General features: G+C 65.7%; 29 protein-coding genes. 16 read left to right on the top strand and 13 right to left on the bottom strand.

Annotated features, from left to right (window positions below):
• The first annotated feature begins 89 nt into the window (after positions 1-89).
• The 9 genes from pyrE to ACOOE2_RS04675 are packed head-to-tail and all read left to right on the top strand — an operon-like array spanning position 90 to position 6,330.
• Entirely contained in the window at positions 90-671 is a 582-nt protein-coding gene (gene pyrE, locus ACOOE2_RS04715; RefSeq protein ID WP_420381864.1) for an orotate phosphoribosyltransferase, read from the top strand.
• Positions 668-1,408, top strand: coding sequence for a pyridoxine 5'-phosphate synthase (locus ACOOE2_RS04710; RefSeq protein ID WP_420381863.1), 741 nt, complete (start codon positions 668-670; stop codon positions 1,406-1,408). Before pyrE ends, ACOOE2_RS04710 begins: the two co-directional genes overlap by 4 nt.
• Entirely contained in the window at positions 1,405-1,818 is a 414-nt protein-coding gene (acpS, locus tag ACOOE2_RS04705) for a holo-ACP synthase (RefSeq protein WP_420381862.1), read from the top strand. The genes ACOOE2_RS04710 and acpS overlap by 4 nt, the downstream gene beginning before the upstream one ends.
• Positions 1,811-2,701 carry a signal peptidase I gene (gene lepB / locus ACOOE2_RS04700; RefSeq protein WP_420381861.1) on the top strand — a complete coding sequence of 297 codons (891 nt, stop codon included), beginning with the start codon at positions 1,811-1,813 and terminating at the stop codon, positions 2,699-2,701. The genes acpS and lepB overlap by 8 nt, the downstream gene beginning before the upstream one ends.
• Positions 2,698-3,822, top strand: coding sequence for an AI-2E family transporter (locus tag ACOOE2_RS04695; RefSeq protein WP_420381860.1), 1,125 nt, complete (start codon positions 2,698-2,700; stop codon positions 3,820-3,822). The genes lepB and ACOOE2_RS04695 overlap by 4 nt, the downstream gene beginning before the upstream one ends.
• The gene (locus ACOOE2_RS04690; RefSeq protein WP_420381859.1) at positions 3,819-4,937 is read left to right on the top strand and encodes a DUF3089 domain-containing protein; all 1,119 of its coding nucleotides are present in this window, start codon (positions 3,819-3,821) and stop codon (positions 4,935-4,937) included. Before ACOOE2_RS04695 ends, ACOOE2_RS04690 begins: the two co-directional genes overlap by 4 nt.
• Positions 4,934-5,401 (top strand): Holliday junction resolvase RuvX, encoded by a 468-nt coding sequence (ruvX, locus tag ACOOE2_RS04685; RefSeq protein ID WP_420384559.1) that lies wholly within the window; start codon positions 4,934-4,936, stop codon positions 5,399-5,401. The genes ACOOE2_RS04690 and ruvX overlap by 4 nt, the downstream gene beginning before the upstream one ends.
• Positions 5,402-5,440: 39 nt before the next feature.
• Positions 5,441-5,932, top strand: coding sequence for a PaaI family thioesterase (locus ACOOE2_RS04680; protein WP_420381858.1), 492 nt, complete (start codon positions 5,441-5,443; stop codon positions 5,930-5,932).
• Complete coding sequence (locus ACOOE2_RS04675) at positions 5,929-6,330, top strand: PaaI family thioesterase (RefSeq protein ID WP_420381857.1); 402 nt, start codon at positions 5,929-5,931, stop codon at positions 6,328-6,330. Before ACOOE2_RS04680 ends, ACOOE2_RS04675 begins: the two co-directional genes overlap by 4 nt.
• A gap of 61 nt (positions 6,331-6,391) precedes the next feature.
• Here ACOOE2_RS04675 and ACOOE2_RS04670 read toward each other — a convergent pair whose 3' ends face one another.
• The 4 genes from ACOOE2_RS04670 to argH are packed head-to-tail and all read right to left on the bottom strand — an operon-like array spanning position 6,392 to position 10,106.
• A complete protein-coding gene (locus tag ACOOE2_RS04670) occupies positions 6,392-7,162 on the bottom strand; it encodes a siroheme synthase (RefSeq protein ID WP_420381856.1) in 771 nt (256 codons plus the stop codon).
• Between the two features lie 29 nt (positions 7,163-7,191).
• Positions 7,192-8,451 (bottom strand): diaminopimelate decarboxylase, encoded by a 1,260-nt coding sequence (lysA, locus tag ACOOE2_RS04665; RefSeq protein ID WP_420381855.1) that lies wholly within the window; start codon positions 8,449-8,451, stop codon positions 7,192-7,194.
• A gap of 18 nt (positions 8,452-8,469) precedes the next feature.
• Entirely contained in the window at positions 8,470-8,727 is a 258-nt protein-coding gene (locus ACOOE2_RS04660; protein WP_420381854.1) for a hypothetical protein, read from the bottom strand.
• 2 nt (positions 8,728-8,729) lie between these two features.
• On the bottom strand, positions 8,730-10,106 hold the full coding sequence (gene argH / locus ACOOE2_RS04655; RefSeq protein ID WP_420384558.1) for an argininosuccinate lyase: 1,377 nt from the start codon (positions 10,104-10,106) through the stop codon (positions 8,730-8,732).
• 16 nt (positions 10,107-10,122) lie between these two features.
• Here argH and ACOOE2_RS04650 point away from each other — a divergent pair, with 16 nt between their 5' ends.
• Positions 10,123-10,704, top strand: coding sequence for a TlpA family protein disulfide reductase (locus ACOOE2_RS04650; protein ID WP_420381853.1), 582 nt, complete (start codon positions 10,123-10,125; stop codon positions 10,702-10,704).
• Between the two features lie 72 nt (positions 10,705-10,776).
• Here ACOOE2_RS04650 and ACOOE2_RS04645 read toward each other — a convergent pair whose 3' ends face one another.
• Positions 10,777-11,268 carry a DUF4232 domain-containing protein gene (locus ACOOE2_RS04645; RefSeq protein ID WP_420381852.1) on the bottom strand — a complete coding sequence of 164 codons (492 nt, stop codon included), beginning with the start codon at positions 11,266-11,268 and terminating at the stop codon, positions 10,777-10,779.
• Between the two features lie 187 nt (positions 11,269-11,455).
• On the opposite strand from ACOOE2_RS04645, the gene ACOOE2_RS04640 reads away from it, so the two are divergent.
• The 5 genes from ACOOE2_RS04640 to ACOOE2_RS04620 are packed head-to-tail and all read left to right on the top strand — an operon-like array spanning position 11,456 to position 17,579.
• The gene (locus ACOOE2_RS04640) at positions 11,456-12,286 is read left to right on the top strand and encodes a thioesterase family protein (RefSeq protein ID WP_420381851.1); all 831 of its coding nucleotides are present in this window, start codon (positions 11,456-11,458) and stop codon (positions 12,284-12,286) included.
• 2 nt (positions 12,287-12,288) lie between these two features.
• Complete coding sequence (locus tag ACOOE2_RS04635) at positions 12,289-13,533, top strand: serine hydrolase domain-containing protein (protein ID WP_420384557.1); 1,245 nt, start codon at positions 12,289-12,291, stop codon at positions 13,531-13,533.
• Positions 13,534-13,553: 20 nt separating this feature from the next.
• A complete protein-coding gene (locus ACOOE2_RS04630) occupies positions 13,554-14,810 on the top strand; it encodes a 3-hydroxyacyl-CoA dehydrogenase NAD-binding domain-containing protein (protein ID WP_420381850.1) in 1,257 nt (418 codons plus the stop codon).
• Entirely contained in the window at positions 14,807-16,411 is a 1,605-nt protein-coding gene (locus tag ACOOE2_RS04625) for a class I adenylate-forming enzyme family protein (RefSeq protein ID WP_420381849.1), read from the top strand. Before ACOOE2_RS04630 ends, ACOOE2_RS04625 begins: the two co-directional genes overlap by 4 nt.
• Positions 16,404-17,579 carry an acetyl-CoA C-acyltransferase gene (locus ACOOE2_RS04620; RefSeq protein ID WP_420381848.1) on the top strand — a complete coding sequence of 392 codons (1,176 nt, stop codon included), beginning with the start codon at positions 16,404-16,406 and terminating at the stop codon, positions 17,577-17,579. Before ACOOE2_RS04625 ends, ACOOE2_RS04620 begins: the two co-directional genes overlap by 8 nt.
• A gap of 303 nt (positions 17,580-17,882) precedes the next feature.
• Here the strand turns inward: ACOOE2_RS04620 and ACOOE2_RS04615 are convergent, their stop codons facing one another.
• Both ACOOE2_RS04615 and der read right to left on the bottom strand, forming a co-directional pair.
• Positions 17,883-18,296: a DUF983 domain-containing protein gene (locus ACOOE2_RS04615; RefSeq protein WP_420381847.1), complete on the bottom strand. Its 414-nt coding sequence runs from the start codon at positions 18,294-18,296 to the stop codon at positions 17,883-17,885.
• 8 nt (positions 18,297-18,304) lie between these two features.
• On the bottom strand, positions 18,305-19,678 hold the full coding sequence (gene der / locus ACOOE2_RS04610) for a ribosome biogenesis GTPase Der (RefSeq protein WP_420384556.1): 1,374 nt from the start codon (positions 19,676-19,678) through the stop codon (positions 18,305-18,307).
• Between the two features lie 231 nt (positions 19,679-19,909).
• Here der and ACOOE2_RS04605 point away from each other — a divergent pair, with 231 nt between their 5' ends.
• Complete coding sequence (locus ACOOE2_RS04605; RefSeq protein WP_420381846.1) at positions 19,910-20,833, top strand: CHAP domain-containing protein; 924 nt, start codon at positions 19,910-19,912, stop codon at positions 20,831-20,833.
• Here ACOOE2_RS04605 and ACOOE2_RS04600 read toward each other — a convergent pair whose 3' ends face one another.
• The 6 genes from ACOOE2_RS04600 to ACOOE2_RS04575 form a co-directional block, all read right to left on the bottom strand.
• Positions 20,834-21,409: a pseudouridine synthase gene (locus tag ACOOE2_RS04600; RefSeq protein WP_420381845.1), complete on the bottom strand. Its 576-nt coding sequence runs from the start codon at positions 21,407-21,409 to the stop codon at positions 20,834-20,836. It abuts the gene before it with no gap.
• Positions 21,397-22,635 (bottom strand): MFS transporter, encoded by a 1,239-nt coding sequence (locus ACOOE2_RS04595; protein WP_420381844.1) that lies wholly within the window; start codon positions 22,633-22,635, stop codon positions 21,397-21,399. The genes ACOOE2_RS04600 and ACOOE2_RS04595 overlap by 13 nt, the downstream gene beginning before the upstream one ends.
• Positions 22,636-22,825: 190 nt before the next feature.
• The gene (gene mmsB, locus ACOOE2_RS04590) at positions 22,826-23,707 is read right to left on the bottom strand and encodes a 3-hydroxyisobutyrate dehydrogenase (protein WP_420381843.1); all 882 of its coding nucleotides are present in this window, start codon (positions 23,705-23,707) and stop codon (positions 22,826-22,828) included.
• A gap of 59 nt (positions 23,708-23,766) precedes the next feature.
• Positions 23,767-24,549, bottom strand: a complete 783-nt coding sequence (locus tag ACOOE2_RS04585; RefSeq protein ID WP_420381842.1) for an enoyl-CoA hydratase-related protein — start codon at positions 24,547-24,549, stop codon at positions 23,767-23,769.
• Entirely contained in the window at positions 24,546-25,604 is a 1,059-nt protein-coding gene (locus ACOOE2_RS04580; RefSeq protein WP_420381841.1) for an enoyl-CoA hydratase/isomerase family protein, read from the bottom strand. The genes ACOOE2_RS04585 and ACOOE2_RS04580 overlap by 4 nt, the downstream gene beginning before the upstream one ends.
• On the bottom strand, positions 25,601-26,740 hold the full coding sequence (locus tag ACOOE2_RS04575; protein WP_420381840.1) for an acyl-CoA dehydrogenase family protein: 1,140 nt from the start codon (positions 26,738-26,740) through the stop codon (positions 25,601-25,603). The genes ACOOE2_RS04580 and ACOOE2_RS04575 overlap by 4 nt, the downstream gene beginning before the upstream one ends.
• Positions 26,741-26,842 lie beyond the last annotated feature (102 nt).

Here is a 26,842-nt window from a genome sequence, read left to right as displayed (position 1 = left end):
GATCCTGCCGGCGCAAAAAGGCTTGCCCGTGGCGCCCGGGCACGCCATCTGCCATCCACATCCTTTGACACGGTATTGCGGACCCATTCATGCAAGACAGCGAAATCCTTTCCGAATTCCGCGCCTGCGGTGCCTTGCTCGAAGGGCATTTCCTGCTTTCGTCGGGCCGCCACAGCGCGCATTACCTTCAGTGCGCGCGCGTGCTGATGGATCCGATGCGCGCCACCCAGCTGGCCTCGGCGCTGGCCGCGACTTTGCCGCGCGATGTGCGGCAACAGATCAACAAGGTGATTTCGCCCGCGATGGGCGGCGTGATCATCGGGCATGAAATGGGCCGCGCGCTGGGCGTGGAGGCGATGTTCGTCGAGCGGCCGACCGGTACGTTCGAATTGCGCAGGGGCTTTTCGCTGAATCCGGGTGACCAGGTGCTGATGGTCGAGGACGTGGTGACCACCGGTTTGTCGAGCCGCGAAGCGATTAAGGCGATCGAGGACGCCGGCGGCGTCGTGATTGCCGCAGCCGCGCTGGTCGATCGCTCTGGCGGCAGCGCGGACCTTGGCGTTCCGTTCCATGCGTTGATCTCGCTGAGTTTCCCGACGTATGCGCCAGGCGAAGTGCCGGCAGACCTGGCAAAAACGCCTGCGATCAAGCCGGGCAGCCGCGCGGCATGACGGATCTGCATGCCCCTCGCCTCAGATTGGGCGTGAACATCGATCATGTCGCCACCGTGCGCAACGCGCGCGGCGGCGATCATCCCGATCCGGTGCGTGCGGCGCAGATCGTGGCGCAAGTCGGCGGCGACGGCATCACCGCGCATCTGCGCGAAGACCGGCGCCATATCCGCGACGAGGACATCGCGCGGATCCAGGCGGCGACCAGCCTGCCGCTGAATTTCGAAATGGCCGCGACCGACGAAATGGTCGCGATCGCGCTGCGCCATCGCCCCCATGCGGCCTGCATCGTGCCCGAACGGCGCGAGGAGCGCACGACCGAGGGCGGGCTCGATGCGGCGGGCCAGCACAACCGGCTGGCCCCGGTGATCGCGCGGCTGACCGATGCGGGCATCAGGGTCAGCCTGTTCATCGCGCCCGAGCCGCGCCAGATCGAGGCGGCGATCCGCCTGCGCGCGCCAATCGTGGAGTTGCACACCGGCGAATACGCGCATGCCGGCGACGACACGCGCGCTTATGAATTGCAGCGGATCGCCGACATGGCCGCGCTGGCCGCCGTCAATGGCATCGAGCCGCATGCCGGGCACGGCCTGACGTATGACAACGTCCAGCCGATTGCCGCGATCCCTCAACTGGCCGAGCTCAACATCGGGCATTACCTGATCGGCGAGGCGATCTTTACCGGACTTGCCGACGCGGTTCGGCGCATGCGCACGCTGATGGATGAAGCCCGATGATCATCGGGCTCGGCTCCGATCTGTGCAACATCGAGCGGATCCAGGCGTCGCTCGACCGGTTCGGCACGCGTTTTGAAACGCGCGTGTTTACCGCTGTCGAGCAAGCCAAGGCCGCGCGGCGCCCGTATACCAAGGCGGGCACGCTGGCCAAGCGGTTCGCCGCAAAAGAGGCTTATGCCAAAGCCGTCGGCACCGGATTTCGCGCAGGCGTGTTCATGAAGGACATCGGTGTGGTGAATGCCCCATCGGGCGCGCCGACGCTGGCGCTGACCGGCGGCGCGGCAGCGCGGCTGCGCGCGATCACCCCGCCGGGGCACGAGGCGGTGGTTCACCTGACCATGACCGATGACCATCCGTGGGCGCAGGCATTCGTGGTGATCGAGGCGCGGCCGGTCATCGCGCATGGTTGATGACGAGCGTCCGCCTGAATCCGTTCCCCCCACGACCCAAGCCACCGAACCTGCATCGTCCGCGCTGCCCGTCTGGCTGATCGAACTGCGCGGGCTGGTGATGATGCTCGGCGCGGTGGTGCTGTTTCACAGTCTTGTCGCCAAACCGTTCTACATCCCGTCGGGATCGATGATGCCCAACCTGCTGATCGGCGATCGGCTGGTGGTGTCGAAATACCCCTATGGCTGGTCATGGGTTTCGGCCTCGTTTCACGTGCTGCCACGATCGACCCTGCGCCTGTTTCCGCACACACCCGAATACGGCGATATCGTCATCGTCGTGCCGCCCAATCGCGATGAAGACTATATCAAGCGCGTCGTCGCGTTGCCGAACGACCGGATCGCGGTTGTCGGCGGCCAGATCATTCTGAATGGCAGGCCCGTGCCCCAGGTTGCCGAGCCGCCGCTGATCCTGCCGGTCGATCCCAACCAGCCGTGCGACATGACCGATTTTCCCGGCTTGCGCTTTCGCGGCGCCAATGGCCGCAGTTTTTGCGAATTGCCGATATTCCGCGAAACATTGCCCAATGGGGCAAGCTATCGCATCATCGACCACACCGATCAGCCGCTCGACCATTATCCCGAGACGATCGTGCCGCCTGGCCATGTGTTCGTGATGGGCGACAACCGCGACAATTCCGCCGACAGTCGCGCGCCTGTCGAAGGCAATGGCCTGGGCGGGCCGGTACCACTGTCGAGCGTGGGGGGCCGCGCCGAATTCATCACCTTTTCGCTCGATGGCAGCCAGGGCTGGTCGCCCCAGAGCTGGTGGAATGCCTTGCGGCCAGGGCGTTCATGGACCAAGCTGCGACCGATGATTACAACAACCCGGGAAAAACAATGACAGATCATGCGGATGCAGGGGAGTCCGGCAAGACCGAAATCGACGAAAATGCCGCCGGCCCCGCCGACGTCCGCGACTGGCTCGTGCGTCAGGAGGCCAAGCGCGCATTCGTCTGGCTGGGCATAGCCGGCGCGATCGTGATGGCGGTCTATCTGGCGCAGCCGTTGATCGTGATTTTTGCCGGAATCGTGTTTGCCGCGATGATCGACGGCGGGCAGCGGCTGCTGGCCCGTGTGCTGCCCGTGTCGCGCAGCATCCGCATCGCGATCGTGATGCTGGCGGCGGTGCTGTTCATGGTGTGGCTGGTGCTGTTCGCCGGCTCGCAGATCGCCGACCAGGCCGCCGCGCTGCCCAAACTGGTCATGACCGAGGCGCAGCGGCTGAGCGATCTGGCGCGCGCGCATGGCCTGATCTCGCAGACCGTCGACATTCCCGCCTTGTCCGGCAAGATCGCCGAGCAGCTTGCCGGCGGCGTCGGCCCGGTCACCCATGCGCTGGGCGGATTGCTCGGCGGACTGACGACCGCGTTCCTGATCGTGATCCTGGGCATCTATTTCGTGCTCGAACCCGATCTGTACCAAGGCGGCGTTGCGTGGCTGATGCCATCGGCCAACCGCGACTCCTGGCGCGAGACCGCGCAGCAGATGGGCCACACCTTGCGCCGGCTGTTGTTCGGCCGGTTGATCGGCATGGCTTCCGAAGGCTTTGCGATGTGGATCCTGCTGTCCGTGTGGGGCGTGCCGATGGCCGCGCTGCTGGGGCTGCTGACCGGGTTGCTGGCATTCCTGCCCAATATCGGCGCGCCGATTTCGGGAGGCCTGACGATCCTGGTGGGCTTTTCCGCCGGGTTCAACACCGGCATCTATTGCATCGTGGTCTATGCGATCGTGCAGATCATCGATGGCAATATCGTCGTGCCGATGGTCGCCAAAAAGACCGCCGACCTCGCGCCCGCGCTGGTGCTGGGCGCGCAGCTGATCTTTGGCGTGCTGTTCGGCCTGCTCGGGCTGGTGCTGGCCGATCCGATGGTCGCCATGCTGAAAATCGCGCTCAAACGGCAGGCGCAAAGCAATGCCGACAGCGCGGGCACGCCCGAAGCCAAAAGGGGCGGTGTTGCATGACATCGATGCTGGTCCGGTTCGCCCTGCTGATGGCGGGTCTGACCGGGCTTGCGATCTTCGGCCTGAACTGGGGCTGGCCCCGTATCGAAGCGTGGCGCCTGGTCCCGCGCGTACCGTTCCACCAGCAGCCCGCGCTGCCGCGCAATGCCTATGCCGCGCCGGCGATGTGGGTCGCGCGGCCCGGCCTGACACCAGACCCTGCCCAGTTCCTGCCACCCGGCGTCCGGCACGATCGCAAAGGTGCCGCTTATGTGTTTTTCCTCCATGCGACGACGTATGAAGGGCGCAGATCGTGGAATGCGCCGCTCGATCACGCCAGTTCGCGCCGGCGCGCAGACGCGGTGGTTCGCTCCACGGCCAGCGCATTCAACGATGAGGCCGGGGTTTACGCCCCGCGTTATCGCCAGGCCGCATTGGGCACGTTTCTGGCGAACCGCCCCGAACAACTGCGCGCGCTGGCTCTGGCGCAAAGCGACGCGCGGCTGGCGCTGACTGCATTCCTGAACTCTGTCCCCCCCGATGCGCCGATCGTCTTTGCCGGACGTGGCCAGGGCGCGCTGATCCTGATGCGGCTGATCCGCGACATGGTCACGGGCACGCCGCTGTCGGCGCGCGTGATCGCGATCTATCTGACCGACTGGCCGGTTTCTGCGCGTCATGACCTGCCGGTGCTGGGCGTGCCCGCCTGCACCCACGCCGATCAGGCCGGCTGCATCATGACGTGGACGACATTTGCCAGCCCCGCCGATCCGCGCGAGGCCTTCGCCATGGCCGCCAATTACCCCGCGCTCGACGGTAGCCGGCGCAATAATCCGCCGGTGTGCACCAATCCACTGAACGGAGGCGCGGCGCCTGATGCGCCCGCATCGGCCAACCTGGGCAGCCTGGTGATGGCCGACGAACGCCATGGCGCGGCGCTGGTTCGAAAGTCGGTCGGGGCGCGCTGCGACCCACGCAACGGTCTGCTGATCGTCAGCAAACCGCCGCATCTGGGCGACGACGTGATGCCCGGAAACAATTTCTCGTTTTACGATTTTCCGCTGTTCTGGCTCAATCTGCGCGGCGATCTCGCCCGGCGGGAGGCGACGTGGACGCGCGCGCACCGTCAGGCGTGATAACCACGCGCGCGCCGGAATTCCGCGATGCCCTGCCCGCAGGCGGCGTGCTGATCGGGCTCGACCCGGGCACCAAGACCATCGGCCTGGCGCTGTGCGACGCGGGCTGGCGCTTTGCCACGCCCGACAAGACGATCGTGCGACGCAAGTTCCGCGATGACAAGGCGCACATCGCCACTGTGATCGCCGCGCGCCAGGTTGTCGGCATGGTCATCGGATTGCCGCTGAACATGGATGGCAGCGACAGCCCGCGCGCGCAGTCCGCGCGCGCGATGGCGCGCAACCTGGCCGATTTCGGACTGCCGGTGCTGATGTGGGACGAACGCTGGTCGACCAAGGCCGCCGAACGCGCGATGATCGATCTCGACATGAGCCGCGCGCGCCGCGCCGAACGCATCGATGCCCATGCGGCTGCGCTGATCCTGCAGGGTGCGATCGACGCGCTGTCGGGGGCGCTGTTCTAATCGGTTGCCAACCGCAATCTGTCCATGCAGGACGGCGCCATGAGTGAAGACAACGCCGACGAGGCCGCGCTGCGGCGCTTCAACAGCATCGGTCCGTTTGATCCCGCACTGTTCGCCCAGCGCATGAACATGGGCGGGCACGGCAATTTCCTCGGCATGCGCTATCGCGATCACGGCGATACCTGGATCGAGCTGGCGCTGGACTGGCGCGCCGATCTGGTCGGCGATTCCGATACCTGTGTGATCGCGTCGGGTGCGATCATCAGCCTGCTGGACAACACGACGTCGCTTGCGGTGTGGACCCGCACCCGGCAGTTCCGCCCGCAAGTCACGCTCGACCTGCGAATCGATACCATTCGCGACGCCGTCCCGGGAAAAACGATCATCGCGCGCGCCGAATGCTATCGGGTGCGGCGTGCGATGGCGTTTGTGCGCGGGGTTGCGCATGATGGCGATCCGGCCGACCCGGTGGCGAGTGTCGTGGGTATTTTCATGCTGATCGACGGGCAATGGGGCGAGGAAACGCCATGAAACGCGATCAATTGCCACCTTATGCCTTGACCATGGGCATGACATTTGCCGGAATTGTCGATGACATCCCGGTAATCGCGATGGATTTCGCCGAGCGCGTGCTGGGCCGGCCGGGGTTTCTGCACGGCGGCGCGATCGGGAGCCTGCTTGAAACAGCAGGCTTTGCCGCCCTCGCGGCCGATCTGGCGCGCCGCGGGGTCGAGGCGCACATCAAGCCGATCAATATCAACATCGAATACCTGCGCTCGGGCCTGCCCGAACCGATTTTTGCGGTGGGCAACGTGCTGCGTGCCGGGCGCCGCGTGGCCAATGTGCAGGTCGAGGCGTGGCAGGGTGATCGCACGCGCCCGGTTGCAAGCTGCTGGATGAATATCCAGCTCTTGCCGGTGATGGATTAGGGCCTTTCCCCATATCGCGTCATATGGGGTTCTGGGCGCCGGGTTTGGTCTGACTATCGGGTCATATCCGTAGTTCTATCACCAACCCCTCGGGCTCGGCGTCGCCCGGCGCCAGCCGCAACGCGTCGGCGCGGGCGCGAGATGTGATTGCGGCGGGAACGCCTGTCCCCACCACCAGTGCGTCTGCCTGCCCTAGCAATCGCGCCTGGCGCAAGGTCAGGTCATCGGGATCGCCGCTCGTCAATTCCACCACGTAGCGCCCGGTTTGCGCCGGAACCGCATCGCCGATCCATAGCGCAACCGCGTCTGCACCATGATCGCGCAGCGGATCGAGCGCACCGCCTTCACCCAGCGCGCGATCGAGCGCGCGGCGGCGCGTCGCAGCGTCGGGCCAGCGCGCGCGCAACGCACCGCGCGCGGCCTTCAACGCATCGGCCAGTGCGCCGAGGCCTTGCGGCAGCATCGCGTCGATCCGCAGCCGGACGGCCTTGGCCAGTCCGGCGCTGGCCCCGCCGGTGCCGACCGCGATCAGCAGCGGGGCGCGATCGACCAGCGACGGCGTGGTGAAATCGCACAGCTCGGGCCGATCGACGGCATTGACCAGCAGACCAGCGCAGCGCGCGCGCACGGTGTCCGCCTCCACCGCCGTCTGATCGTCATGCGCGATGAATGCCAGCCGCGCGCCGGTGTCGATGCCCTGCGCCAGGTCGTCGACCACCACCCCGCCCGCGCGCTCGACCAGCCGCCGCTTGGCCGCCGCGGCATCGCCATGGCCCAGCACGATCACCGGCTGACCCGCCACGCGATGGAACAACGGGAGTGCAGGCAACATCGGGGCTGGCAACATTGGCGCAGGCAACATCAGCGCAGGAAATCCGGCACGCGCTCTGCCGCCAGGATCGTGGCGGGCACGATGCGATCGGCCACGACGGCCCAGCGATCGCCATCGACCATGACTTCGGGCACCATGTCGCGAGAATTGTACGTGCTCGCCATCGATGCGCCATAGGCGCCGGCGGTACGGAACACGGTCAGGTCGCCGCGCGCCACGACATCGATCTCGCGCGCCATGGCAAACGTATCGCTCGATTCGCAGATCGGCCCGACGATGTTTGCAGTCATCCGCGCGCCATCGGGCGTGACGGATCCGAAATCGTGCCAGGCATCATACATTGCCGGGCGCGCCAGGTCGTTCATCGCCGCATCGACCACCACCCACGGATGGCCAGCCCCTTCCTTGACCCGGATTACCCGCGTCAACAGCACACCGGTGTTGCCGGTGATCACGCGGCCCGGCTCGAACATCAGCGTCACACCCCAGCCGTCCGTGACCCGCGCAACCATCGCGGCGTAATCCTCGGGGCTCGGAAACAGCTCGCCCGCCTTGTACGGCACACCGATTCCGCCGCCCAGATCCATGTGCGTGATCGTGTGCCCGGCATCGCGGACCGCGCGCATCAGGCCGCCGATTTTGGTGAACGCCGCCTCCAGCGGATCGAGCCGCGACAGCTGGCTGCCGATATGCAGCGCCAGCCCGCGCATCGCCAGCCCCGGCTCTGCGGCCAGCCGCGCGTAGATCGCCGCCGCTCGGTCGAACGGCACGCCGAATTTGTTTTCCGCCTTGCCTGTCGAAATCTTGCCATGCGTGCCGGCATCGACATCGGGATTGACGCGCAGCACACATGGCGCGACCACGCCCTGCCCGCGCGCGATCTCCGCCAGTTCGAGGCCCTCTTCCAGGCTTTCCAGATTGAACTGGCCGATGCCGGCCTGCAACGCGCGCGCCATTTCGGCTGTGGTCTTGCCCACGCCCGAAAACACCACGCTGCCGGGCGCCATCCCGGCGGCAAGTGCGCGCTCCATCTCTCCGCCCGAGACGACATCGGCGCCATAGCCTTCTGCCGCCAGGACTTTGAGCACCGCCAGATTGGGGTTCGATTTGACCGCGAACGCGATCCGCACCGAGGGCAAAATCGCCAGCGCATCGCGAAACACGCGCGCATGGCGCGTCAGCGTGGCGCGCGAATAGACATAGACCGGCGTGCCGACCGCATCGGCAATCGCAGGCAGGCTGACGGCTTCGGCATGCAGCACGCCGCTCTGGTACTCGAAATGGTCCATGGAAAACTCGGCCTCAGCTCAATGTTCGGGCGGCAGGTCGAACGGATCGTCCGCGCGTTCTTCGGACCGGACGCGCGCGTCGACAGTGCGTTCGGGTTTGGCCTCGACCGGTTGTTTCAGCAATTGATCGGCATTGGGGCGATAGCTGCTGCCATAAGGTTCGCGCGGCAAAGTGTGCCCCGCCAGCGGCTTGAGCACGCGGCGATTGCCGCAGCCCGGCAAGGCCAGCAGGCTGAGCCCGGCGAACAGCAGCACGGCGGTTCTCGAAGCACGCATGATCACAACTCCAGACCGAGCGACAGGGCCGCCTCGGCCACACGCAGATTGACTTGGGCCGGCGCAGTGCCGCCATGGCTGGCGCGCGCGGCCACCGATGCCTCGACACTGAGCGCAGCATAGACCGTTTCGTCGATCCGCGCATCAATCCCGCGCAGATCGTCGATCGACAACTGATCGAGCGCGATCCCCCGGCTTTCGGCCAGGCGCACGGCCGTGCCGGTGATGTGATGCGCCTCGCGAAACGGAATGTCCGCCTGGCGCACCAGCCAGTCGGCCAGGTCGGTTGCGGTCGCATAACCCAGTTCCGCCGCCGCGCGCATGCGATCGGTGCGAAAGCGTGCCTCGGCGACCATGCCGGTCATCGCCGCGACTGACAGCGTCAACAGCGATGCCGCCTCGAACACCGGGGGTTTGTCGTCCTGCATGTCCTTCGAATAGGCCAATGGCAGGCCTTTCATCGTGATCATCAGCGCGGTCAGACTGCCGACGATGCGCCCGGAATGGCCGCGCACGAGCTCTGCCGCGTCGGGGTTTTTCTTCTGCGGCATGATCGAGCTGCCGGTCGACAGGCTGTCGGGCAGCGCGACGAAGCCGAACGGCTGGCTTGCCCAGATGATGAATTCTTCGGCCAGGCGCGACAGATGCAGCGAGATCTGCGCCGCGGTCATCAGGAAATCGAGCGCGAAATCGCGGTCGGACACCGAATCGAGGCTGTTGGCAGTCGGCCGGTCGAAGCCGAGCGCCGCGGCGGTGGCTGCGCGATCGATCGGAAAGCCGGTGCCGGCCAGCGCCGCTGCGCCCAGCGGGCATTCGTTCATCCGCGCGCGCGCATCGGCCAGCCGCGACCGGTCGCGCCGGATCATTTCGTAATAGGCGAGCAGGTGGTGCCCCAAGGTGACCGGCTGCGCGGTCTGCAGATGGGTAAAGCCCGGCATGATCGAGCCGGCATGTTCGCGCGCGCGTGTCACCAGCGCGACCTGCAAGGCGATCAGCCCGGTTTCGAGCTCGTCGCAGGCATCGCGCACCCACAGCCGGAAATCGGTCGCAACCTGGTCATTGCGGCTGCGCGCAGTGTGCAGCCGCCCGGCGACCGGGCCGATCAGATCGGCCAGCCGGCTCTCCGTCGTCATGTGGATGTCTTCGAGATCCCAGTCCTCGGGCACGCCATTGGCCGCATATTCGGCTGCAATCTGGTCGAGCCCGGCGGTGATCGCAGCGGCATCGGCGGCTGTGACGATGCCTTGCGCGCTCAGCATCGCGACATGCGCCTTTGACGCGGCGATGTCCTGCCCCCACAGCGCCTTGTCGAACGGGATCGAGGCATTTATCTCGCGCATGATCGCCGACGGCCCGGCGGCGAAACGCCCGCCCCACATCTGATTGGAACCGGAATTGCCACTCATCTCGCTACGTCTGCCCCTTGCCATCGCGCTGGCCGGTTTAAGCCTGTGCGCGTGCGATAGAGAGCAGCGCGCCCCGGCGCAACCAGAGAGCGCGACCGCGTCCGACGCCGGCAGCGCCTCCGGTGAAGCGTTCGCCGGAAAAATCGACCGCAGCCACAAGGGCGCGGCGCTGCCGCAGGCAACCGTCCACGATGGCAGCGGCGCCAAACTCGATATTCAGAGCCTGCGCGGCAAGCCGGTGCTGATCAACCTGTGGGCCACCTGGTGTGCCCCTTGCGTCAAGGAACTGCCGACGCTCGACGCGCTGGCCGCACGACAGGCCGGCCATCTGGCGGTGGTGACAATCGCGCAGGACATGGCCCAGCCCGAAAAGGTCAAGGCCGCACTGCATTATGCCCACCTGCCGGCGTGGCTCGATCCCGACAACACGCTCGGGTTCTACTACAACAGCGGCGAACTTCCGACGAGTGTCCTCTACGATGCGCAAGGCCGCGAAGTGTGGCGCATGGTCGGCGCGCACGACTGGGCGGGCAAGGACAGCGACGCTCTGATTGCGCCGGCGTCGAAATAGAAACCCGGACTGGCGGTCTCGTATCCACGCCGGCGATAGGCAAGTGCTATTTGACCGCGACCGCAATCACGGTCAATCCGCAGCCATGCCCTCCATCGCATGCATCGGGGTTTGTTCGAACGTGACGGGTTGTCCGGCATTTCCGTAAAGCGTGGCCGTCAGCGGGGCGCCGAGCATGCCGTTCCCGATCTTCACGGTGATCCTGGTCGCGCGCACGCGCCGGCTGTGCGGAAAGACGGGGCCAGCGACCCACCGGATTTCGGTCGCCGCGCGGTGACCGGCGGCGAGCCGCACGGGCACCATGACCGGGCCGGGATGCATGCCGCGCGGCGCCTGGCGGATCGCCGGCAGCACGCGATTGCGTGCATCGCGCAACTGCACCACAGGCAGAGCGACCAGCGTGCAATCGGGGCCCGTGTTTCGGATCGACAGCTCCGTTCCCGAATGCGACATGCCGTTGAATTCGCCGTCGCGCCCGTCGAGCGACACAGCAAGCTGTTCAGCGCGGCACGGCGCCAGCGCGCCAGCGGGCGCCGCAAGCAACAGCATGGCAAGAACGGGCATAACAGGTCTCCATCAAGGTGGGGGTGATCGACCAGCAGACCTGAACCGGCAATGAGCGCCCACGGGGAAAGCAGCGCGCCGTAGCGGAACCGATAGCCTGCGCCAAAGCCCCTTTTCGCAGGTCCAAAGTTACCCTAATCAAGCGCTTAAATTTGCCGGCAGGCAGAGTCGGAAAAAGAGGGTCGCGATGGATCAGGGCCAGTTTGGGGACACCGCCGTCCCGCTGTCGCATCTGGCGCAGGCGCTGGTCCGTGATGGCGACCGTTTCACGCTGCATGGCGCGGCGGGTTGGATGCAGGGGCGCACGATGTATGGCGGTGCGTCGTCGTTTATCGCCTATGTCGCGGCACAGCGCGCTTTTCCTGATCTGCCGCCGTTGCGCGCTGCGCAGATCGGCTTCATCGGCCCGGTGGGCGAAGATATCGAGGCGCGCGTGACGATGTTGCGCACGGGAAAAAGCGTCAGCCATGTCGAAACCGCGCTGTGGTGCGAAGGCGCACTGGCGTTTCGCGCGACCTGGCTGTTCGGGCGCGCGCGACCGGGCAATGGCCATAATCCGGCAGCGCGCCTGGACGGAATGGCCGCGCCCGAAACGAGCGAGCCGGTCGCCCATTCACCGATGACACCGGCCTTCATCGAACGGATGGATTTGCGCCAGGCGGGCCCGCGCGGGGGGGATGGCCGGATGGCGATACGCCGCTGGGTGCGGTTGAAAGACCGCGAGGGGCTCGATCCCTATGCCGAAATGATCGCGATCGGCGATACGCTGCCGCCAGGATCGATTCGCGCGATCGAGCGGCCCGGCCCGCTCAGCTCGATCAACTGGTCACTGACCGTACTGGGCGAGGATATGGCCACGCGCGATGGGTGGTGGCTGCTGGAAACCGAATCCAACCATCTGGCCGACGGGTTTTCCAGCGAGACCTTGCGGATGTGGAACACCGATGGTGTCGAAGTGATGCGCGGACTGCAATCCGTTGCGATCTTCGGCTCAAAAGACGGGCGCGCACGAGCATGACGATGGACCTGGCAAACCCCGCCGACCACGGGTTCGACGCAGCGCGGCTCGATCGGATCGGCGCTTTTCTGGAACGCGATTACGTCGGCCCGGGGCGTTTTCCCGGCGCGGACATCATGGTTGCGCGCGATGGTGTGCCGGTGTGGCGTGCGACGCTGGGCGCGATGCGCGCGGATGGCACGGCGTGGCGCGACGATGCGATCTGCCGCATGGCGTCGATGACCAAGCCGATCGTGTCGATCGCGTTCATGATGCTGGTCGAACGCGGGCTGGTCGCGCTCGATGATCCGGTGACGAAAGTCGTGCCCGAATTTGCCGATCTGCGGATCTATGCGGGCGGCGGCGGTGAGGCGCCGTTTTTGCCCGGGCCGCTGGCCACACCGATGCGCATGGTCGATCTGCTGACGCACCGGTCGGGGCTGACTTATGGCATCCAGAACCGCAACACCATCGACGCCGCCTATCGCAAGGGGCGGCTGGACGGGCATCCTGCGCTGGATGGCAACGATGCGTTCATTGCGGGCCTTGCGCGGATACCGTTGGAATTCCAGCCCGGCGAGGCGTGGCAGTATTCGGTCGCGACCGATGTGCTGGGCGTGATCGTCAGCCGGCTGAGCGGCAAAAGCCTCGGCGCATTCCTGCACGACGAAATCCTTGCACCGCTGGGCATGATCGATACCGCGTTTTTCTGCCCCGCAGGCAAGATCGACCGGCTGACCGATGCGTGGATGCATGTCCCCGGCGGCAGACCCAGACCGTTTGACCAGGCCGCGACATCGTTTACGCTGCGCGAGCCCAAATTCGAAAGCGGCGGCGGCGGCCTGTTGTCGACAATGGCCGATTATCACCGGTTCTGCCGCATGCTCGCAGGCGGCGGTGCCACGGATGGCGTGCGCCTGATCAGCCCGGCCACCTTGCGGCTGATGACCGCCAACCATTTGCGTGATCGCGATGGCGCACCCGCCGATCTGCCGCAGGTCGCCCGCGCGCTGTTCAGCGATCCCGAACAGGCCGGCATCGGCTTTGGCCTGGGCTTTGCCGTCGTGACCGACCCGGTGCGCAACCTGACCCCGGGCAGCGCGGGCGAATTCCATTGGAGCGGGATCTATTCGACCAAGTTCTTTGTCGATCCCGCCGAGGGCGTGTCGATGGTATTCCTGACACAGGTCATGCCGTCGATCGTGTTTCCGATTTCGCAACAGCTCAAGACCCTGATCTACGCCGCGCTGACCGACAGCCGCGCCTGAACCACGAGAAGGAAAAAGCCATGTCCGACCCCATCACCGGCGCCCGCGAACACATCGACGCCGCGCGCAAGGCCGCTGCCACGATCGCCGATATCCCTGCCGACACGCCGCTGATCCCGATCACGCAGGTCGGCGTGATCGGGGCTGGCACGATGGGCGGCGGGATCACGATGAATTTCCTGACCGCCGGCATCCCGGTGACGATCGTCGAAATGACGCAGGACGCGCTCGACCGCGGCGTCGCCACGATCCGTCGCAATTACGAAACGACGGTCAAGAAGGGCAAGCTGGACGCAGCGCAGGCCGAGGCCGCGATCGCACTGCTGACGCCGACGCTTGATTTCGGCGCACTGGCGCCATGCGACCTGGTGATCGAGGCGGTCTATGAAAGCATGGACGTCAAGAAAGAGGTGTTCGGCCGACTGGACAAAACGGTCAAGCCGGGCGCGATTCTCGCCAGCAACACGAGCTATCTCGATATCGACGCGATCGCCGCGATGACTTCCCGGCCCGCGTCGGTGCTCGGCACGCATTTTTTCTCGCCCGCCAATGTCATGAAACTGCTCGAAGTCGTGCGCGGGCGCGAAACCGGCGCGTCGGAACTGGCGACGGTGATGGCGCTGTCGGTCAAGATCGGCAAGATCCCCGTGGTGTCGGGCGTATGCCACGGCTTTATCGGCAATCGCATGCTGTCGCCGCGCCAGGCCGCGGCGCATGCGCTTATCATGGAAGGTGCGAAATATTGGGAGGTCGATGAGGCGCTGCTCGAATTCGGCTTTCCAATGGGCCCGTGGCAGATGGCCGATCTCGCCGGCATCGATATCGGCTGGCACCGCGATCCGTCGCGCATCGAATCGATCCGGGACGCGCTGTGCGCGGTCGGCCGCTGGGGACAGAAGACCAAAAAAGGCTTCTACGACTATGACGACAATCGCCAGCGCACGCCGTCTGACGAAGTGAAGGCGATCATCGCCGAATTCGCCGCAAAGGAAGGCAAGCTGCAGCGCGACATCGGCAAGGACGAGATCCGCGAGCGCCTGCTGTACCCGATGATCAGCGAAGGCGCGCTGATCCTGGACGAAGGCATTTCGCAAAGCCCCGGCGATATCGATACCGTGTGGCTCAACGGCTATGGCTGGCCGGCGTGGACCGGCGGGCCGATGTTCTGGGCCGATGCGATCGGCTTGCAGACCGTGGTCGATGGCCTGACCCGCCATGGCCAGCCGGTCGCGCCCTTGCTGGCGGCCAAGGCCCAGGCAGGCGAGACATTCGGATGATGGAGACCGCCTATCTGAGCGTGGCCGATATCGTGGCGGCGGACTTCATTCCGCTGCCCACGATCCTGGCGTCGCATGCCGCGCGGCGTGGGCCCGCGATCGCGTTGGCCGACGAACAGCGCCAGGTCAGCTGGGCCGAGCTTGGCGCAATGGCCGAACGGATCGCCGCCGGGTTGCAGGCGGCGGGCGTTGGCCTGCACGAACCGGTCGCGCTGGCCGCGACCAATTCGGTGATGGCCGCGCTGGCGTTCCTGGGGATCCTGCGCGCCGGTTCGCCGGCAGCGCTGCTGACATCGTCGGCATCGGGCGAAACGGTCATGGCGATGCTTGGCGACAGCGGCGCGCGGGTGCTGTTGCTCGATGCGGCGATGGCAGACGCGCTGGCGCATCTGCCGTTTCCGCTGGGCGTTACGCGGATTGCCATCGATGACAGCCATGCGGGCCTTGCGCTGTCGCAATGGTTGCCGCCGGTCGGAACGATCGCGGCGCCGGTCGCCATCGCGCCTGGCGATCCGTTCAACATCATTTATTCATCGGGCACCACCGGCACGCCCAAGGGCATCGTGCAAAGCCACAAGATGCGCCATGAATATGCCAGGCGCACGGTCGGCGGCGGATACAACGACGATACGACGGTGATCGTATCGACCCCGCTCTATTCGAACACCACGCTGGTCAGCTTTTTTCCGGCGCTGGCCGGCGGCGGCAAAGTCGTGCTGATGGCCAGATTCGATGCACAGCAATTCCTGGCGTTGTCGCAGGCCGAGCGCGTGACCCACGCGATGCTCGTGCCCGTGCAATACCGCCGGATCATGGAGCTGCCCGATTTCGGCAGCTATGACCTGTCGTCATACCGGCTCAAATCCTCGACATCCGCGCCGTTTCCCGCTGCGCTGAAGGCCGATGTGCTCGCGCGCTGGCCCGGTGGCCTGCTCGAAGCGTATGGTATGACCGAAGGCGGCGCATCGGCGCTGCTGCTGGCGCACGAGTTTCCCGACAAATTGCACACGGTCGGCCGCGTGGCGCCCGGGCATGAGATGAAGATCATCGACGAGAACGGGCAGGAACTGCCGCGCGGTGCGACCGGCGAAATCGTTGGCCGTTCGCCGACGATGATGACCGGCTATCACGGGCAGGACGACAAGACGCGCGAGGCCGAATGGCATGACGCCGATGGCCGCCGCTTTATCCGCCACGGCGATATCGGCCGGTTTGACGAAGACGGCTTTCTGATCCTGATGGACCGGTCGAAGGACCTGATCATTTCGGGCGGGTTCAATATCTTTCCCACCGATCTCGAAGCGGTGCTGGCCCAAAACCCCGCCGTGCGCGAAGTCGCGGTGATCGGCATTCCGTCGGAAAAATGGGGCGAGACGCCGTTTGCGGTGGTGGTGCTGGCTGATCCGGCGGGTGCGTCACAAGGGATCCTGGAACACGCCAACGCGCAATTGGGCAAGACCCAGCGAATCAGCGGCATCGCGGTGATCGATCAATTGCCACGCAGCCCGATCGGCAAAGTCCTGAAACGCGAATTGCGCGATCGATTTGGCGGCAACCCGATAACCCACGCCTTTCAACCAGAGGAACACAACAATGCGTGATGCAGTCATCGTAGCCGGCGCGCGGACGCCGATCGGGCGGGCCTACAAGGGCGCCTTCAATGCCACCGGCGGCGCCACGCTGGGCGCGCTGTCACTGCGCGCGGCGGTCGAGCGCGCGGGGATCGAAGGCGGCGAAGTGGATGACGTGGTGTGGGGCGCCGCTCTGCAACAGGGTGCGCAGGCGGGCAATATCGCGCGCCAGGTGCTGCTGCGCGCCGGGCTGCCGGTTTCCGTGTCGGGCCAGTCGCTCGATCGCCAGTGCTCATCAGGCCTGATGGCGATCGCCACCGCGTCCAAACAGGTCGTGATCGACCGCATGGATGTCGTCGCCGCCGGCGGCCAGGAATCGATCAGCCTGGTGCAGACCAAGGACATGCGCGTCCAGCCCGATCCCGAGCTGTATGCCATGCACAACGCGATCTACATGCCGATGCTGCAGACCGCCGAAGTGGTCGGCACGCGCTATGGCATCGGCCGCGAAGCCTGCGATGCCTATGCCCTGCAATCGCAGCAGCGCACCGCTGCGGCACAGGCCGCCGGCGTATTCGCCGATGAAGTGATCACCGCCAGCACGGTCATGGCCGTCGCCGACAAAGTCACCGGTGAAGTGACCATGCGCGACGTGACGCTGAACAAGGACGAAGGCAACCGCCCCGAAACCACGCTCGAAGGGCTGTCCTCGTTGAAACCCGTGCTGCCTGGCGGCATCGTTACCGCAGGCAATGCCAGCCAATTGTCGGACGGTTCGGCCGCGGTGATCGTGATGGAGGGCGCACTTGCTGCCCAGAAGGGCCTGACGCCGCTTGGCCGCATCGTCGGCATGGCAGTGGCCGGCACCGAACCCGATGAAATGGGAATTGGCCCGGTGTTTGCGATTCCCAAGCTGCTCAAGCGGTTCGGCCTGACCATCGATGACATCGGCCTGTGGGAACTGAACGAAGCGTTTGCCGTGCAGGTGCTGTATTGCCGCGACAAGCTGGGCATTCCCGACGACCTGCTCAATGTCAGCGGCGGCTCGATTTCGATCGGCCATCCGTATGGCATGACCGGCGCCCGCTGCGCGATCCACGCACTGCTGGAAGGCAAGCGGCGCGCTGCGAAATACGCCGTCGTGACGATGTGCGTCGGCGGCGGCATGGGCGCTGCGGGGTTGTTCGAGATTTTTTGAAGGCCCCTGGAGAGCTCCATCAGCTGCGGCACCTCGGATCTGATCCGGGGTGCCGTTTTCCGTTGGTTTGGTTCTGAAAAGCCTCCGGCGGGCAATGGTTGGCAACCATACGCGCTGAGATAAGCTGGGTGTGTTGTAAAAAGACCCCCGCTCATCCTGAGCCTGTCGAAGGATGCGCGCGACGTTCGATCTTGGCTTAAATACCTTGCGGGTTGGGCAGACCTCAGCGCGCATCCTTCGACAGGCTCAGGATGAGCGGAATTTGTTATTTTTAATCCAAGCTAGCGCCTATGGCCCCGGCCCTTAACCGCCCGCCGTGATCGCCGCCTCGACTTCGACTTTGCCCGATCGGCCGGCAAAGCCCGCCATACCCATCCACCATTGCAGCGCGATGATCGCGCCTTTGGCCGGTTGCAGCAGACCCATCAGCATCGCGACCGCCATGACCGTGGCCCCGCCGATTTCGAGCCACATCGAGATCGCGGTCATCGCGCCCAGGATGATCAGGAACGGCGCCATCACGTGCCCGGTGACGATGATCGCGACATAGGGCGGGAAATCGTCCGCCGCGTGCAGCGTCCAGTCCTGTCCGCACAAGCCGCAGCGATCGACGGGTTTGAGAAACCGGGCAAACAGATGCGTGCCGCCGCAACGCGGGCATTTGCCCAAAAACCCGCGCTTCATCGCCACCGACAGCGTTTTGGGCAGATCGGGCACGAATGCGGTCATTTGGGCGCGAACGGGTTCTTGGCGCTGCGCAAGGTCAGGCGGATGGGCACCGCGTCAAAACCCAGCTCGCGGCGGATGCCATTGACCAGGTAGCGGCGATAGCTTTCGGGCAGCTGGTCGAGCCGCGTGCCGAACATGACAAAGCTCGGCGGCCGGGTCTTGGCCTGCGTGATATAGCGCAGCTTGATCCGGCGGCCACCTGGCGCCGGCGGCGGATTGGCCTCCAGCGCGGTGTCGAACCAGCGGTTGAGCGCGGAGGTCGGCACGCGCTGGCTCCACGCATCGCGCAACGTGAACGCGGTCGCGATCATCTGGTCGAGGCCCTTGCCGGTCATCGCCGACACCGCGATCAGCGGCACGCCCCGCACTTGCGCCAACCCGTCTTCGAGCGCGGCGCGGATACCGTTGAACAGCGCACTGGGGTCTTCGGCAATGTCCCACTTGTTGATCGCGATCATCAGCGCGCGACCTTCCTCGAGCACCATCGAGGCAATTTTCAGATCCTGATGTTCGAGACCGCGCGTGGCATCGAGCAGCAACACGACCACTTCGGCAAAGTCGATCGCGTGGCGCGCATCGGCGACCGACATTTTTTCGAGTTTCTCGACGACATTGGCTTTTTTGCGCATGCCGGCGGTGTCGATCAGGCGCACCGCGCGCTCCTCGCCCGCATCGTCGTGCCAGGTAAAATCGACCGCAATCGAATCGCGCGTGATTCCGGCTTCGGGCCCGACCAGCAGGCGGTCTTCGCCCAGGATGCGGTTGATCAGCGTGGATTTGCCGGCATTCGGGCGGCCGACGACTGCGAATTTCAGCACGCTTTTGGGGTCGTAGGTGTAGTCTTCGTGTTCTTCTTCGTCCGGCACCGCCTCGGTTTCGCCAAGCACGGGCAACAGCGCTTCGAACAGATCGCCCAGCCCCTGTCCGTGTTCGGCGGAAAACGCGACCGGATCGCCAAAGCCGAGCGCATAGGATTCGAACAATCCATGATCGCCCGCGCGGCCTTCGGCCTTGTTTGCCAGCAGGATCACCGGGACATTGCACTGGTGCAGGTGCCGGCCGATTTCCTCGTCGAGCGGGGTCAGCCCCGATCGCGCGTCGATCACGAACAGCGCGACTTTGGCACCCGTCAACGCGGCCTCGGTCTGCGCGCGCATCCGTCCGGGCAGGCTGGCAGCGTCGTCGTCTTCCCACCCGGCAGTGTCCACGATCGTGAAGGCCAGGCCCAGCAGGTCGGCATCGCCCAGGCGGCGGTCGCGCGTGACGCCGGGCTGGTCATCGACGAGCGCGAGTTTCTTGCCCACCAAACGGTTGAACAGAGTGGACTTGCCGACATTGGGTCGGCCGATGATCACGACATGGGGCAGAATGGGGGCGGACATGGTCATGCCGTGATCGCTTGGCGGGTAAAAGGCAAGCAATTGCAGCGTTTGGCGTGCGCGACGGCAAACCTTTGCCTTCGCTTGCCGGCTTGGACACGCATTTCCGCCATAAAAATAATTTCTCGTAGAACCAACATTTTAAGCCCCGATAAATTGCTTATGTGCGGTTAACCTTATCAGAATGGGCGGCTTTAACGCGGCTGACCCAAAATCAAGACCATGAGGAACAGCGCATCACGAATCGACAAACGGGCCGGTTGGCGGCTTGCCGCAGCGCTCGCGCTGGTCGTGCAATTCGCGCCGCACGGTGCCATGGCAAAACCGGCTGCGTTCGCGCCGAGCGCCGAAGCCGGCAGTGATGACGGCGATGCCCTGCCTTATGTGGAATGCGTGCCGTTTGCCCGCCAGGCGTCGGGAATTCAACTGTTCGGCGATGCGCACACCTGGTGGGACCAGGCCGACGGGCAATACACCCGCGGCCATGTGCCCAGCCCCGGCGCAGTGATGAGCTTTCGCCCCCACGGCGCGATGCGGCTGGGCCATGTCGCCATGGTCAGCCGCGTGATCGACACCCGTACAGTCCTGCTGCGCCACAGCAACTGGTCGCCGATCGGCGGCCGGCGCGGCCAGGCCGAACTTGACGTGCGCGCGGTCGATGTGTCGGATGCCAACGACTGGAGCGAAGTGCGCGTGTGGTACGCCCCGATCGGGGATCTGGGCACGACGCGCTGGCCGGTCAACGGGTTCATCTACAAGCACGGGGCGCGCCCGCCGTTGCTGTCGGCCCGCACGACACTGGCGCAGGCCGATGCCCCGCGCGTGACGCGGCTGGTGGCGATGCGCCCCGCCGCTGCCGCCGCGCGCCCGACCAGCCTGATCGACAACGATTTCCTCGATGGCATCCAGCCCGAAACCGGCGCCATCGCCCCGCGCATTGTCAAGGCTGTGGCCCACGCCCCGGTCCGCATGGCCGCTGTCGCACCCGCGCGCACGTATCTGATGGCCCGCACGGCGCCGACGCCGGTGGTACTGGCCCGGAATTCGGACGACGAGGATGCGGTTCCCGTCTCGGCCGCGCCTGCGCTGCGCGACGATCCGATCGGCCGGATCATCGCAGCACGGATGACCCGCAGCGCGCGGTAGTTACCGCATCATCTCCTCTGAATCCCGGATCTGATCAGGCACGCGAATCTCGCGCCATTGCCCCACGGCCAGGCCATCCAGCGTCCACTGCCCGATCCGCCAGCGGACCAGTCGCAGCGTCGGCAAGCCCACGGCAGCGGTCATGCGCCGTACCTGGCGGTTGCGGCCTTCGCAGATTGTCAGGCGGATCCAGCCATCGGGCACCGATTTGCGAAAGCGCACCGGCGGATCGCGTGGCCATAACGCCGGCGCATCCATGCGTTCGCATTGCGCGGGCAACGTCATCCCGTCTTTCAGCGTCACACCGTTGCGCAACGCGGCCAGTTGCGCGTCGTTCGCCTCGCCTTCGACCTGCACCCAATACGTCTTGGGCAATTTGAACCGGGGCTCGGCAATCCGCGCCTGCAACCGGCCATCGTCGGTCAGCAGCAGCAGCCCTTCGCTGTCGCGATCGAGGCGCCCAGCGGGATAAACGCCGGGCACCGGCACGAAACCCGCCAATGTCGGACGATCGCCGCCATCGGTGAATTGCGACAGCACCCCAAAGGGTTTGTTGAGCAGGATCAGCCGCGCCATGGGATCTGCCGGATCGGGCCGACCAGCGGGCCATAAGCGATCAGCGCGACAAAGCCGAGCACGGCCGGGATCAGGAAGGCAAGCTGGTACGATCCGGTCGCTTCGACGACCAGCCCCGTCACCAGCGGCGCTGTCACGCCCGACAGATTGCCGAGCAGGTTCTGCACGCCCATCCACCGCCCGGCCGCACCTGGCCCGGCCAACGTCTGCCCCGCGCCATAGTTGATCGGGCTGATCACCCCGCAGCCAACGACCGCCGCCGCCAGCCACCATACGACGGTGTCATGCGACGCAAGCGTCGCGCCAACGAACGCCAACCCGACACCCGACACCCCGCCCAGCAGCCAGCGCTTGGTGACCACGCTGATATCGTGGCCGGCGGCAATCGCCCGGTCGGACAACGTTCCGCTGACCATCCCGCCAAGCCCCTGACCCAGCGGGATCGCCGCGCCGACCACTGCCATGCGCGGCAACGCATAGTGCTCGGACGAAACCAGGAACGTCGGCAGCCAGGTCAGCAACAGATACGTGGGATAGGCATAACAGAACTGCCCCAGGCCCATGCCCCACAGGCCGCGCTGCGACAGGATTTCGCCCCAGCCCGGCGTCGGCGGGCGGGCGACGGCAGACCCATCGCCAACGTGCCGTTCGGTTGGCAGGCGCGTGGCAAACCACAGCGGCAGCCACAGCACCGAGGCCGACCCGATCACCCAGAACACCGGCCGCCAGCCATAGCGCGCCAGCACCAGCCCGCCGATCAGCGTGCCCGCCACCGGGCCCAGCGCCAGCCCCAGCGAAATTGCCGCATTGGCGCGCCCGCGCTGATGATCGGCGGCATTTTCGCACAGGATCCGCGCATTGGCGGGAAAGATCACGCTTTCGCCCAGGCCCATCACCATGCGCAATACCAGCAGGCCGGCGAAACCGGTCACCAGGCCGCAGCCGATCGTCGTCGCCGACCACACCAGCAACCCCGCCGGCAGGACCCAGCGCAGCGGCAGGCGTTGGACCACCGCGCCTGCCAGAGGCTGGATCAGCGCATATGTCCAGAAAAACGCCGACAACAGGATCCCCAGATTGCGGGGGCCTATCGCCAGTTCGCGGCTGAGCACGGGCGCTGCTACCGCCAAGCTGCCGCGATCGGCATAATTGATGAACATCGCCAGCGCGAGCAGTACCACCAGCCAGGTCGATACGCCGGGTTTGTGTGGTTCGATCGTTGCCATGCCGCGCCCCCGTCTGCGCTCGACGATCACGGCGAACAGGGTTGCGGTCAAGGGGCAAGGAGAAAAGAGTGACGCAACCTGCTCCCCTCCCCTTCAGGGGAGGGGCTGGGGGTGGGGCCTCGCCCCACTCGCCAACGCTGATGGGATCATCGCAGGTGGGATTGTAGCCGAGACGCCCCTCCCTGGTGTGTTACTTGCGCAGGGTCTTGATGATTGCCGAGAAATCCTTGCCGGCATTGCCTGCTGAAACGAACGCTTCGTACAATTCCGCCGCGCGGTGGCCCATCGGCACATTGGCGCCGGATTCCGCCGCAGCGGCCATCGCCAGGCGCAAGTCCTTCAGCATCAGCGCCGAAGTGAACCCGCCCTCGTAATCATTGTCCGCAGGGGTTACGGGACCGACGCCCGGAACCGGGCAATAGCTGGTCATCGACCAGCTCTGACCCGACGATTTCGACGAGATGTCGTAAAACGCCTGCAAGTCGAGGCCCAGTTTTTCGGCCATTGCAAACGCCTCGCTGGTGGCGACCATCGTTGCGCCGAGCAGCATGTTGTTGCAGATTTTCGCCGCCTGCCCCGCGCCATCGCCGCCGGCATGCACGACCGCGGCGCCCATCGCGCTCAGGATCGGCTGCGCCGCCGCAAACGCCGCATCGCTGCCGCCGACCATGAACGTCAGCGTGCCGTTTTTCGCGGCCGTGATCCCGCCCGAAACCGGCGCATCGACCATCGGGTGGCCATGCGTGCCGGCCATGGCGATCACGGCGTGCGCGCTGGCCACGTCGATCGTCGAGCAATCGATGAACAGCGCATCCCTGGGCGCCCATTTCAGCACGTCGTTCTGATAGACGCTGCGCACGATCTTGCCGTCGGGCAGCATCGTCACCACCACATCGGCGCTGTCGAGCGCGGCATTGATGCTGGTGTGCACGCCGCATCCCGCCAGCTTTGCCCGGCCGAGCGCTGCGGTATCGAGATCGAACGCTTCGACCTTATGACCATGCGCGACGAGGTTGGCCGCCATTCCGCTGCCCATATTGCCCAGCCCGATAAAGGCGATGCGCTTGGCCATAATCAACTCCTGTGTGCGGCCCGTGGTCACGGGTCCGGTTATCATGTGGCCCTGCCGGATTAGCGGCCGGTGAATACGCCGGGGCGCTTTTCGACGAATGCGGCCATGCCCTCTGCCTTATCTGCGGTCGCGGTCAAGACCTGAAACAGCCGGCGCTCGAACACCAGGCCTTGGTCGAGCGTGGTTTCGAATGCTGCATTGACCATCTCCTTGTTGGCCATTGCGGCCAGCGGCGGCATTGCGGCGATCGCCGTTGCCGTCTTCAGCGCATCGTCGATCAGCCCGGCCAGCGGCACGACGTGCGCGACGAGCCCTGCGCGTTCGGCCTCGGCCGCATCCATCATCCGCCCGGTCAGGCACATTTCCATCGCTTTGGCCTTGCCGATCGCGCGGGTCAGGCGCTGCGACCCACCCATGCCCGGCGCCACGCCCAGCTTGATTTCGGGCTGGCCGAATTTGGCGTTTTCGGCTGCAATGATGAAATCGGCCATCATCGCCAGTTCGCACCCGCCGCCCAGCGCAAAGCCGTTGACCGCCGCAATCCACGGCTTGCGCGTGGTCTTGACCAGGTGACTGGTCCAGCGCGCAAAGAAATCCTGCGCATAGAAATCGGCCGTCGCCTTTTCGGCCATTTCCTTGATATCGGCGCCGGCGGCAAAGGCTTTCTCACCTGATCCGGTCAACACCGCGCACCGCTGCGCCGGGTCGGCCTCAAACGCGGCAAACGCGGCGATCAGGTCTTCGGCGACCTGGCTGCTCAGCGCATTGAGCGCTTGCGGCCGGTTGATCGTGATCAGCGTGACGGCGCCCCGCGCCTCCACCAGAACGGTTTCGTAACTCACAGCGGTTTCCATTCTTCATCGGCGCCCAGCGGCGCAAAAATCGCATCGATCAGGTCGTCGGTCACAGCCTCGGCCGTGGGCGGCTTCCATTTGGGCGCGTGATCCTTGTCGACGATCACCGCGCGCACGCCTTCGGCAAAATCGGGGCGGACCAGCACGCGGCTGCCGATGCGGTATTCCATCGCCATGTTTACGGCAAAGTCGGTGCAATCGAGGCTGTCGCGCAATTGGCGCAGCGCGACCTTGCACGCCTGCGGGCTTTTGGTGCGCAGCGTAGCGAGTGTCGCATCAGCCCATTCGCCGCCATCGGCAGCCAGCGCGGCCAGAATATCCTCGTAGCGGTCGGAGGCAAACAGCCGGTCGATGTCGGCGCTGGTCCCGGCGATCCTGGCCGGTGGCGGGGCAACCGCCGCACGGTGCAGGATCGCCGCCACATCGCCCGGATCGGCCATCAGCGCCGCCTTGACCTCGGCCAGCGCGGCCGCAGGCAGGTAATGCGTCGCCAGCCCGGCCCACAGGCACTCTGCGCCATCGAGCCGCGCGCCAGTCAGCGCCAGGTACTGCCCCAGTCGCCCGGGCAGTCGCGACAGATACCAGCCGCCGCCGACATCGGGAAACAGCCCAATCCCGGTTTCGGGCATGGCGAGGCGCGTCGCCTCGGTCGCGATGCGGACCGACGCCGGGCCGGCCAGGCCAACCCCGCCGCCCATCGTGATCCCGTCCATCACCGCGATAACCGGCTTGGGATACGTCAGGATCAGGTGGTTGAGCTGATATTCCTGATAGAAAAACTGCCGCCCGGCCGTGCCCTGGTCCTCCAGCGCCGACGCCCGCAAAAACGCGATGTCGCCGCCGGCGCAAAATCCGCGCCCTTCGGCATGGTCGATGATGACGGCCTCCACCGCCGGATCATCACGCCACGCCAGCAGCGCGGCAATCATCGCCTGCACCATCGGCAGCGTCAGCGCATGCAGCGCACGCGGCCGGTTGAGCGACAGATGCCCGGCTTTGCCCGTAATCGTCGCCAGCACCGGCGCATCGGTTGGCGAACTCATTTCAGCAGGTCTCGCCCGACAATCATCCGCATGACTTCGTTGGTGCCTTCCAGAATGCGATGCACGCGCAAATCGCGCCAGAACCGCTCGATCGGATAGTCCTGCAAATAGCCATAGCCGCCGAACATCTGCAACGCCTGGTCGACGATCGCCGAGCCGCTGTCGGTCGCCAGCTTTTTGGCCATCGCCGAAAACCGGGTCTTGTCGGGCGCATCGGCGCTGACTTTGGCGGCGGCCAGATACAGCAGCGCGCGCGCCGCCTCGAGATCGGTGGCCATATCGGCGAGCTGAAACTGCGTGTTCTGGAAGTCGGCGATCTTGCGCCCGAACTGCTCACGCGTTTTGACATAGCCGATCGCTTCGTCGAGGCACCGCTGCGCCCCGCCCAGCGAACACGCGCCGATATTCAGCCGCCCGCCGTCGAGCCCGGCCATCGCAAAGCGAAAGCCATCGCCCTCGTCACCCACGCGGTTCGCCACCGGCACACGCACGTTGTCGAACATGACTTGCGCGGTGGGCGATGCGTTCCAGCCCAGCTTGCGCTCGGGCGCGCCGAACACGACGCCCGGCATGTCGCGCTCGATCACCAGGCACGAAATACCCTTTGGCCCCGGCTCGCCGGTGCGGACCATGGTCACATAGATGTCGTTGACGCCCGCGCCCGAAATGAACTGCTTCGTCCCCGACACGATATACGCATCGCCCTCCCGCCGCGCGGTCGTGCGCAATGCCGCTGCATCGGATCCGGAACCCGGCTCGGTCAGGCAATAGCTGGCCATCAGCTCCATCGTGACCAGGCGCGGCAGGTAGCGCGCCTTCACATCGTCGCTGCCGAACTTGTCGATCATCCACGAGGCCATGTTGTGGATGGAAAGAAACGCCGATGTCGTGGGGCAACCATACGACAGTGCTTCGAAAATCAGCGCCGCCTCCAGCCGGCCCAGGCCGATCCCGCCCGATTGCTCGCTGACATAGATCGACGCGAAGCCCAGTTCGGCCGCCGCGCGGATGGTTTCGCGCGGGAATTCGTGGGCGGCGTCCCAGCCCGCCGCATGCGGCACGATGGCATCGGCCGCAAACCTGCGTGCCATCTCCTGGATGGCCAACTGGTCCTCGGTCAGGCTGAACTGCGTCATTGCGCTCTCCATAAGCCCCTCCCCTTCCGTGGAGGGGGCGGGGTGGGGCCTTTCGGCTACATTCCACGCTCGGATTGGTCCATGAGCGGCGGGGAATGGGGA

The sequence above is a fragment of the Novosphingobium sp. genome, from assembly GCF_965214355.1.
GTDB lineage: Bacteria > Pseudomonadota > Alphaproteobacteria > Sphingomonadales > Sphingomonadaceae > Novosphingobium.
The sequence above is the reverse complement of the archived record's forward strand: the minus strand, read 5'-3'. Positions and strand labels throughout refer to the sequence as shown.

Excerpts from the sequence above, each read along its gene's own strand:
- pyrE (WP_420381864.1), top strand. The coding sequence starts at position 90 with ATGCAAGACAGCGAAATCCTTTCCGAATTCCGCGCCTGCGGTGCCTTG.
- ACOOE2_RS04710 (WP_420381863.1), top strand. The coding sequence starts at position 668 with ATGACGGATCTGCATGCCCCTCGCCTCAGATTGGGCGTGAACATCGAT.
- acpS (WP_420381862.1), top strand. The coding sequence starts at position 1,405 with ATGATCATCGGGCTCGGCTCCGATCTGTGCAACATCGAGCGGATCCAG.
- lepB (WP_420381861.1), top strand. The coding sequence starts at position 1,811 with ATGGTTGATGACGAGCGTCCGCCTGAATCCGTTCCCCCCACGACCCAA.
- ACOOE2_RS04695 (WP_420381860.1), top strand. The coding sequence starts at position 2,698 with ATGACAGATCATGCGGATGCAGGGGAGTCCGGCAAGACCGAAATCGAC.
- ACOOE2_RS04690 (WP_420381859.1), top strand. The coding sequence starts at position 3,819 with ATGACATCGATGCTGGTCCGGTTCGCCCTGCTGATGGCGGGTCTGACC.
- ACOOE2_RS04680 (WP_420381858.1), top strand. The coding sequence starts at position 5,441 with ATGAGTGAAGACAACGCCGACGAGGCCGCGCTGCGGCGCTTCAACAGC.
- ACOOE2_RS04675 (WP_420381857.1), top strand. The coding sequence starts at position 5,929 with ATGAAACGCGATCAATTGCCACCTTATGCCTTGACCATGGGCATGACA.
- ACOOE2_RS04670 (WP_420381856.1), bottom strand. The coding sequence starts at position 7,162 with ATGTTGCCTGCACTCCCGTTGTTCCATCGCGTGGCGGGTCAGCCGGTG.
- lysA (WP_420381855.1), bottom strand. The coding sequence starts at position 8,451 with ATGGACCATTTCGAGTACCAGAGCGGCGTGCTGCATGCCGAAGCCGTC.
- ACOOE2_RS04660 (WP_420381854.1), bottom strand. The coding sequence starts at position 8,727 with ATGCGTGCTTCGAGAACCGCCGTGCTGCTGTTCGCCGGGCTCAGCCTG.
- argH (WP_420384558.1), bottom strand. The coding sequence starts at position 10,106 with ATGTGGGGCGGGCGTTTCGCCGCCGGGCCGTCGGCGATCATGCGCGAG.
- ACOOE2_RS04645 (WP_420381852.1), bottom strand. The coding sequence starts at position 11,268 with ATGCCCGTTCTTGCCATGCTGTTGCTTGCGGCGCCCGCTGGCGCGCTG.
- ACOOE2_RS04640 (WP_420381851.1), top strand. The coding sequence starts at position 11,456 with ATGGATCAGGGCCAGTTTGGGGACACCGCCGTCCCGCTGTCGCATCTG.
- ACOOE2_RS04635 (WP_420384557.1), top strand. The coding sequence starts at position 12,289 with ATGGACCTGGCAAACCCCGCCGACCACGGGTTCGACGCAGCGCGGCTC.
- ACOOE2_RS04630 (WP_420381850.1), top strand. The coding sequence starts at position 13,554 with ATGTCCGACCCCATCACCGGCGCCCGCGAACACATCGACGCCGCGCGC.
- ACOOE2_RS04625 (WP_420381849.1), top strand. The coding sequence starts at position 14,807 with ATGATGGAGACCGCCTATCTGAGCGTGGCCGATATCGTGGCGGCGGAC.
- ACOOE2_RS04620 (WP_420381848.1), top strand. The coding sequence starts at position 16,404 with ATGCGTGATGCAGTCATCGTAGCCGGCGCGCGGACGCCGATCGGGCGG.
- ACOOE2_RS04605 (WP_420381846.1), top strand. The coding sequence starts at position 19,910 with ATGAGGAACAGCGCATCACGAATCGACAAACGGGCCGGTTGGCGGCTT.
- ACOOE2_RS04600 (WP_420381845.1), bottom strand. The coding sequence starts at position 21,409 with ATGGCGCGGCTGATCCTGCTCAACAAACCCTTTGGGGTGCTGTCGCAA.
- ACOOE2_RS04595 (WP_420381844.1), bottom strand. The coding sequence starts at position 22,635 with ATGGCAACGATCGAACCACACAAACCCGGCGTATCGACCTGGCTGGTG.
- mmsB (WP_420381843.1), bottom strand. The coding sequence starts at position 23,707 with ATGGCCAAGCGCATCGCCTTTATCGGGCTGGGCAATATGGGCAGCGGA.
- ACOOE2_RS04580 (WP_420381841.1), bottom strand. The coding sequence starts at position 25,604 with ATGAGTTCGCCAACCGATGCGCCGGTGCTGGCGACGATTACGGGCAAA.
- ACOOE2_RS04575 (WP_420381840.1), bottom strand. The coding sequence starts at position 26,740 with ATGACGCAGTTCAGCCTGACCGAGGACCAGTTGGCCATCCAGGAGATG.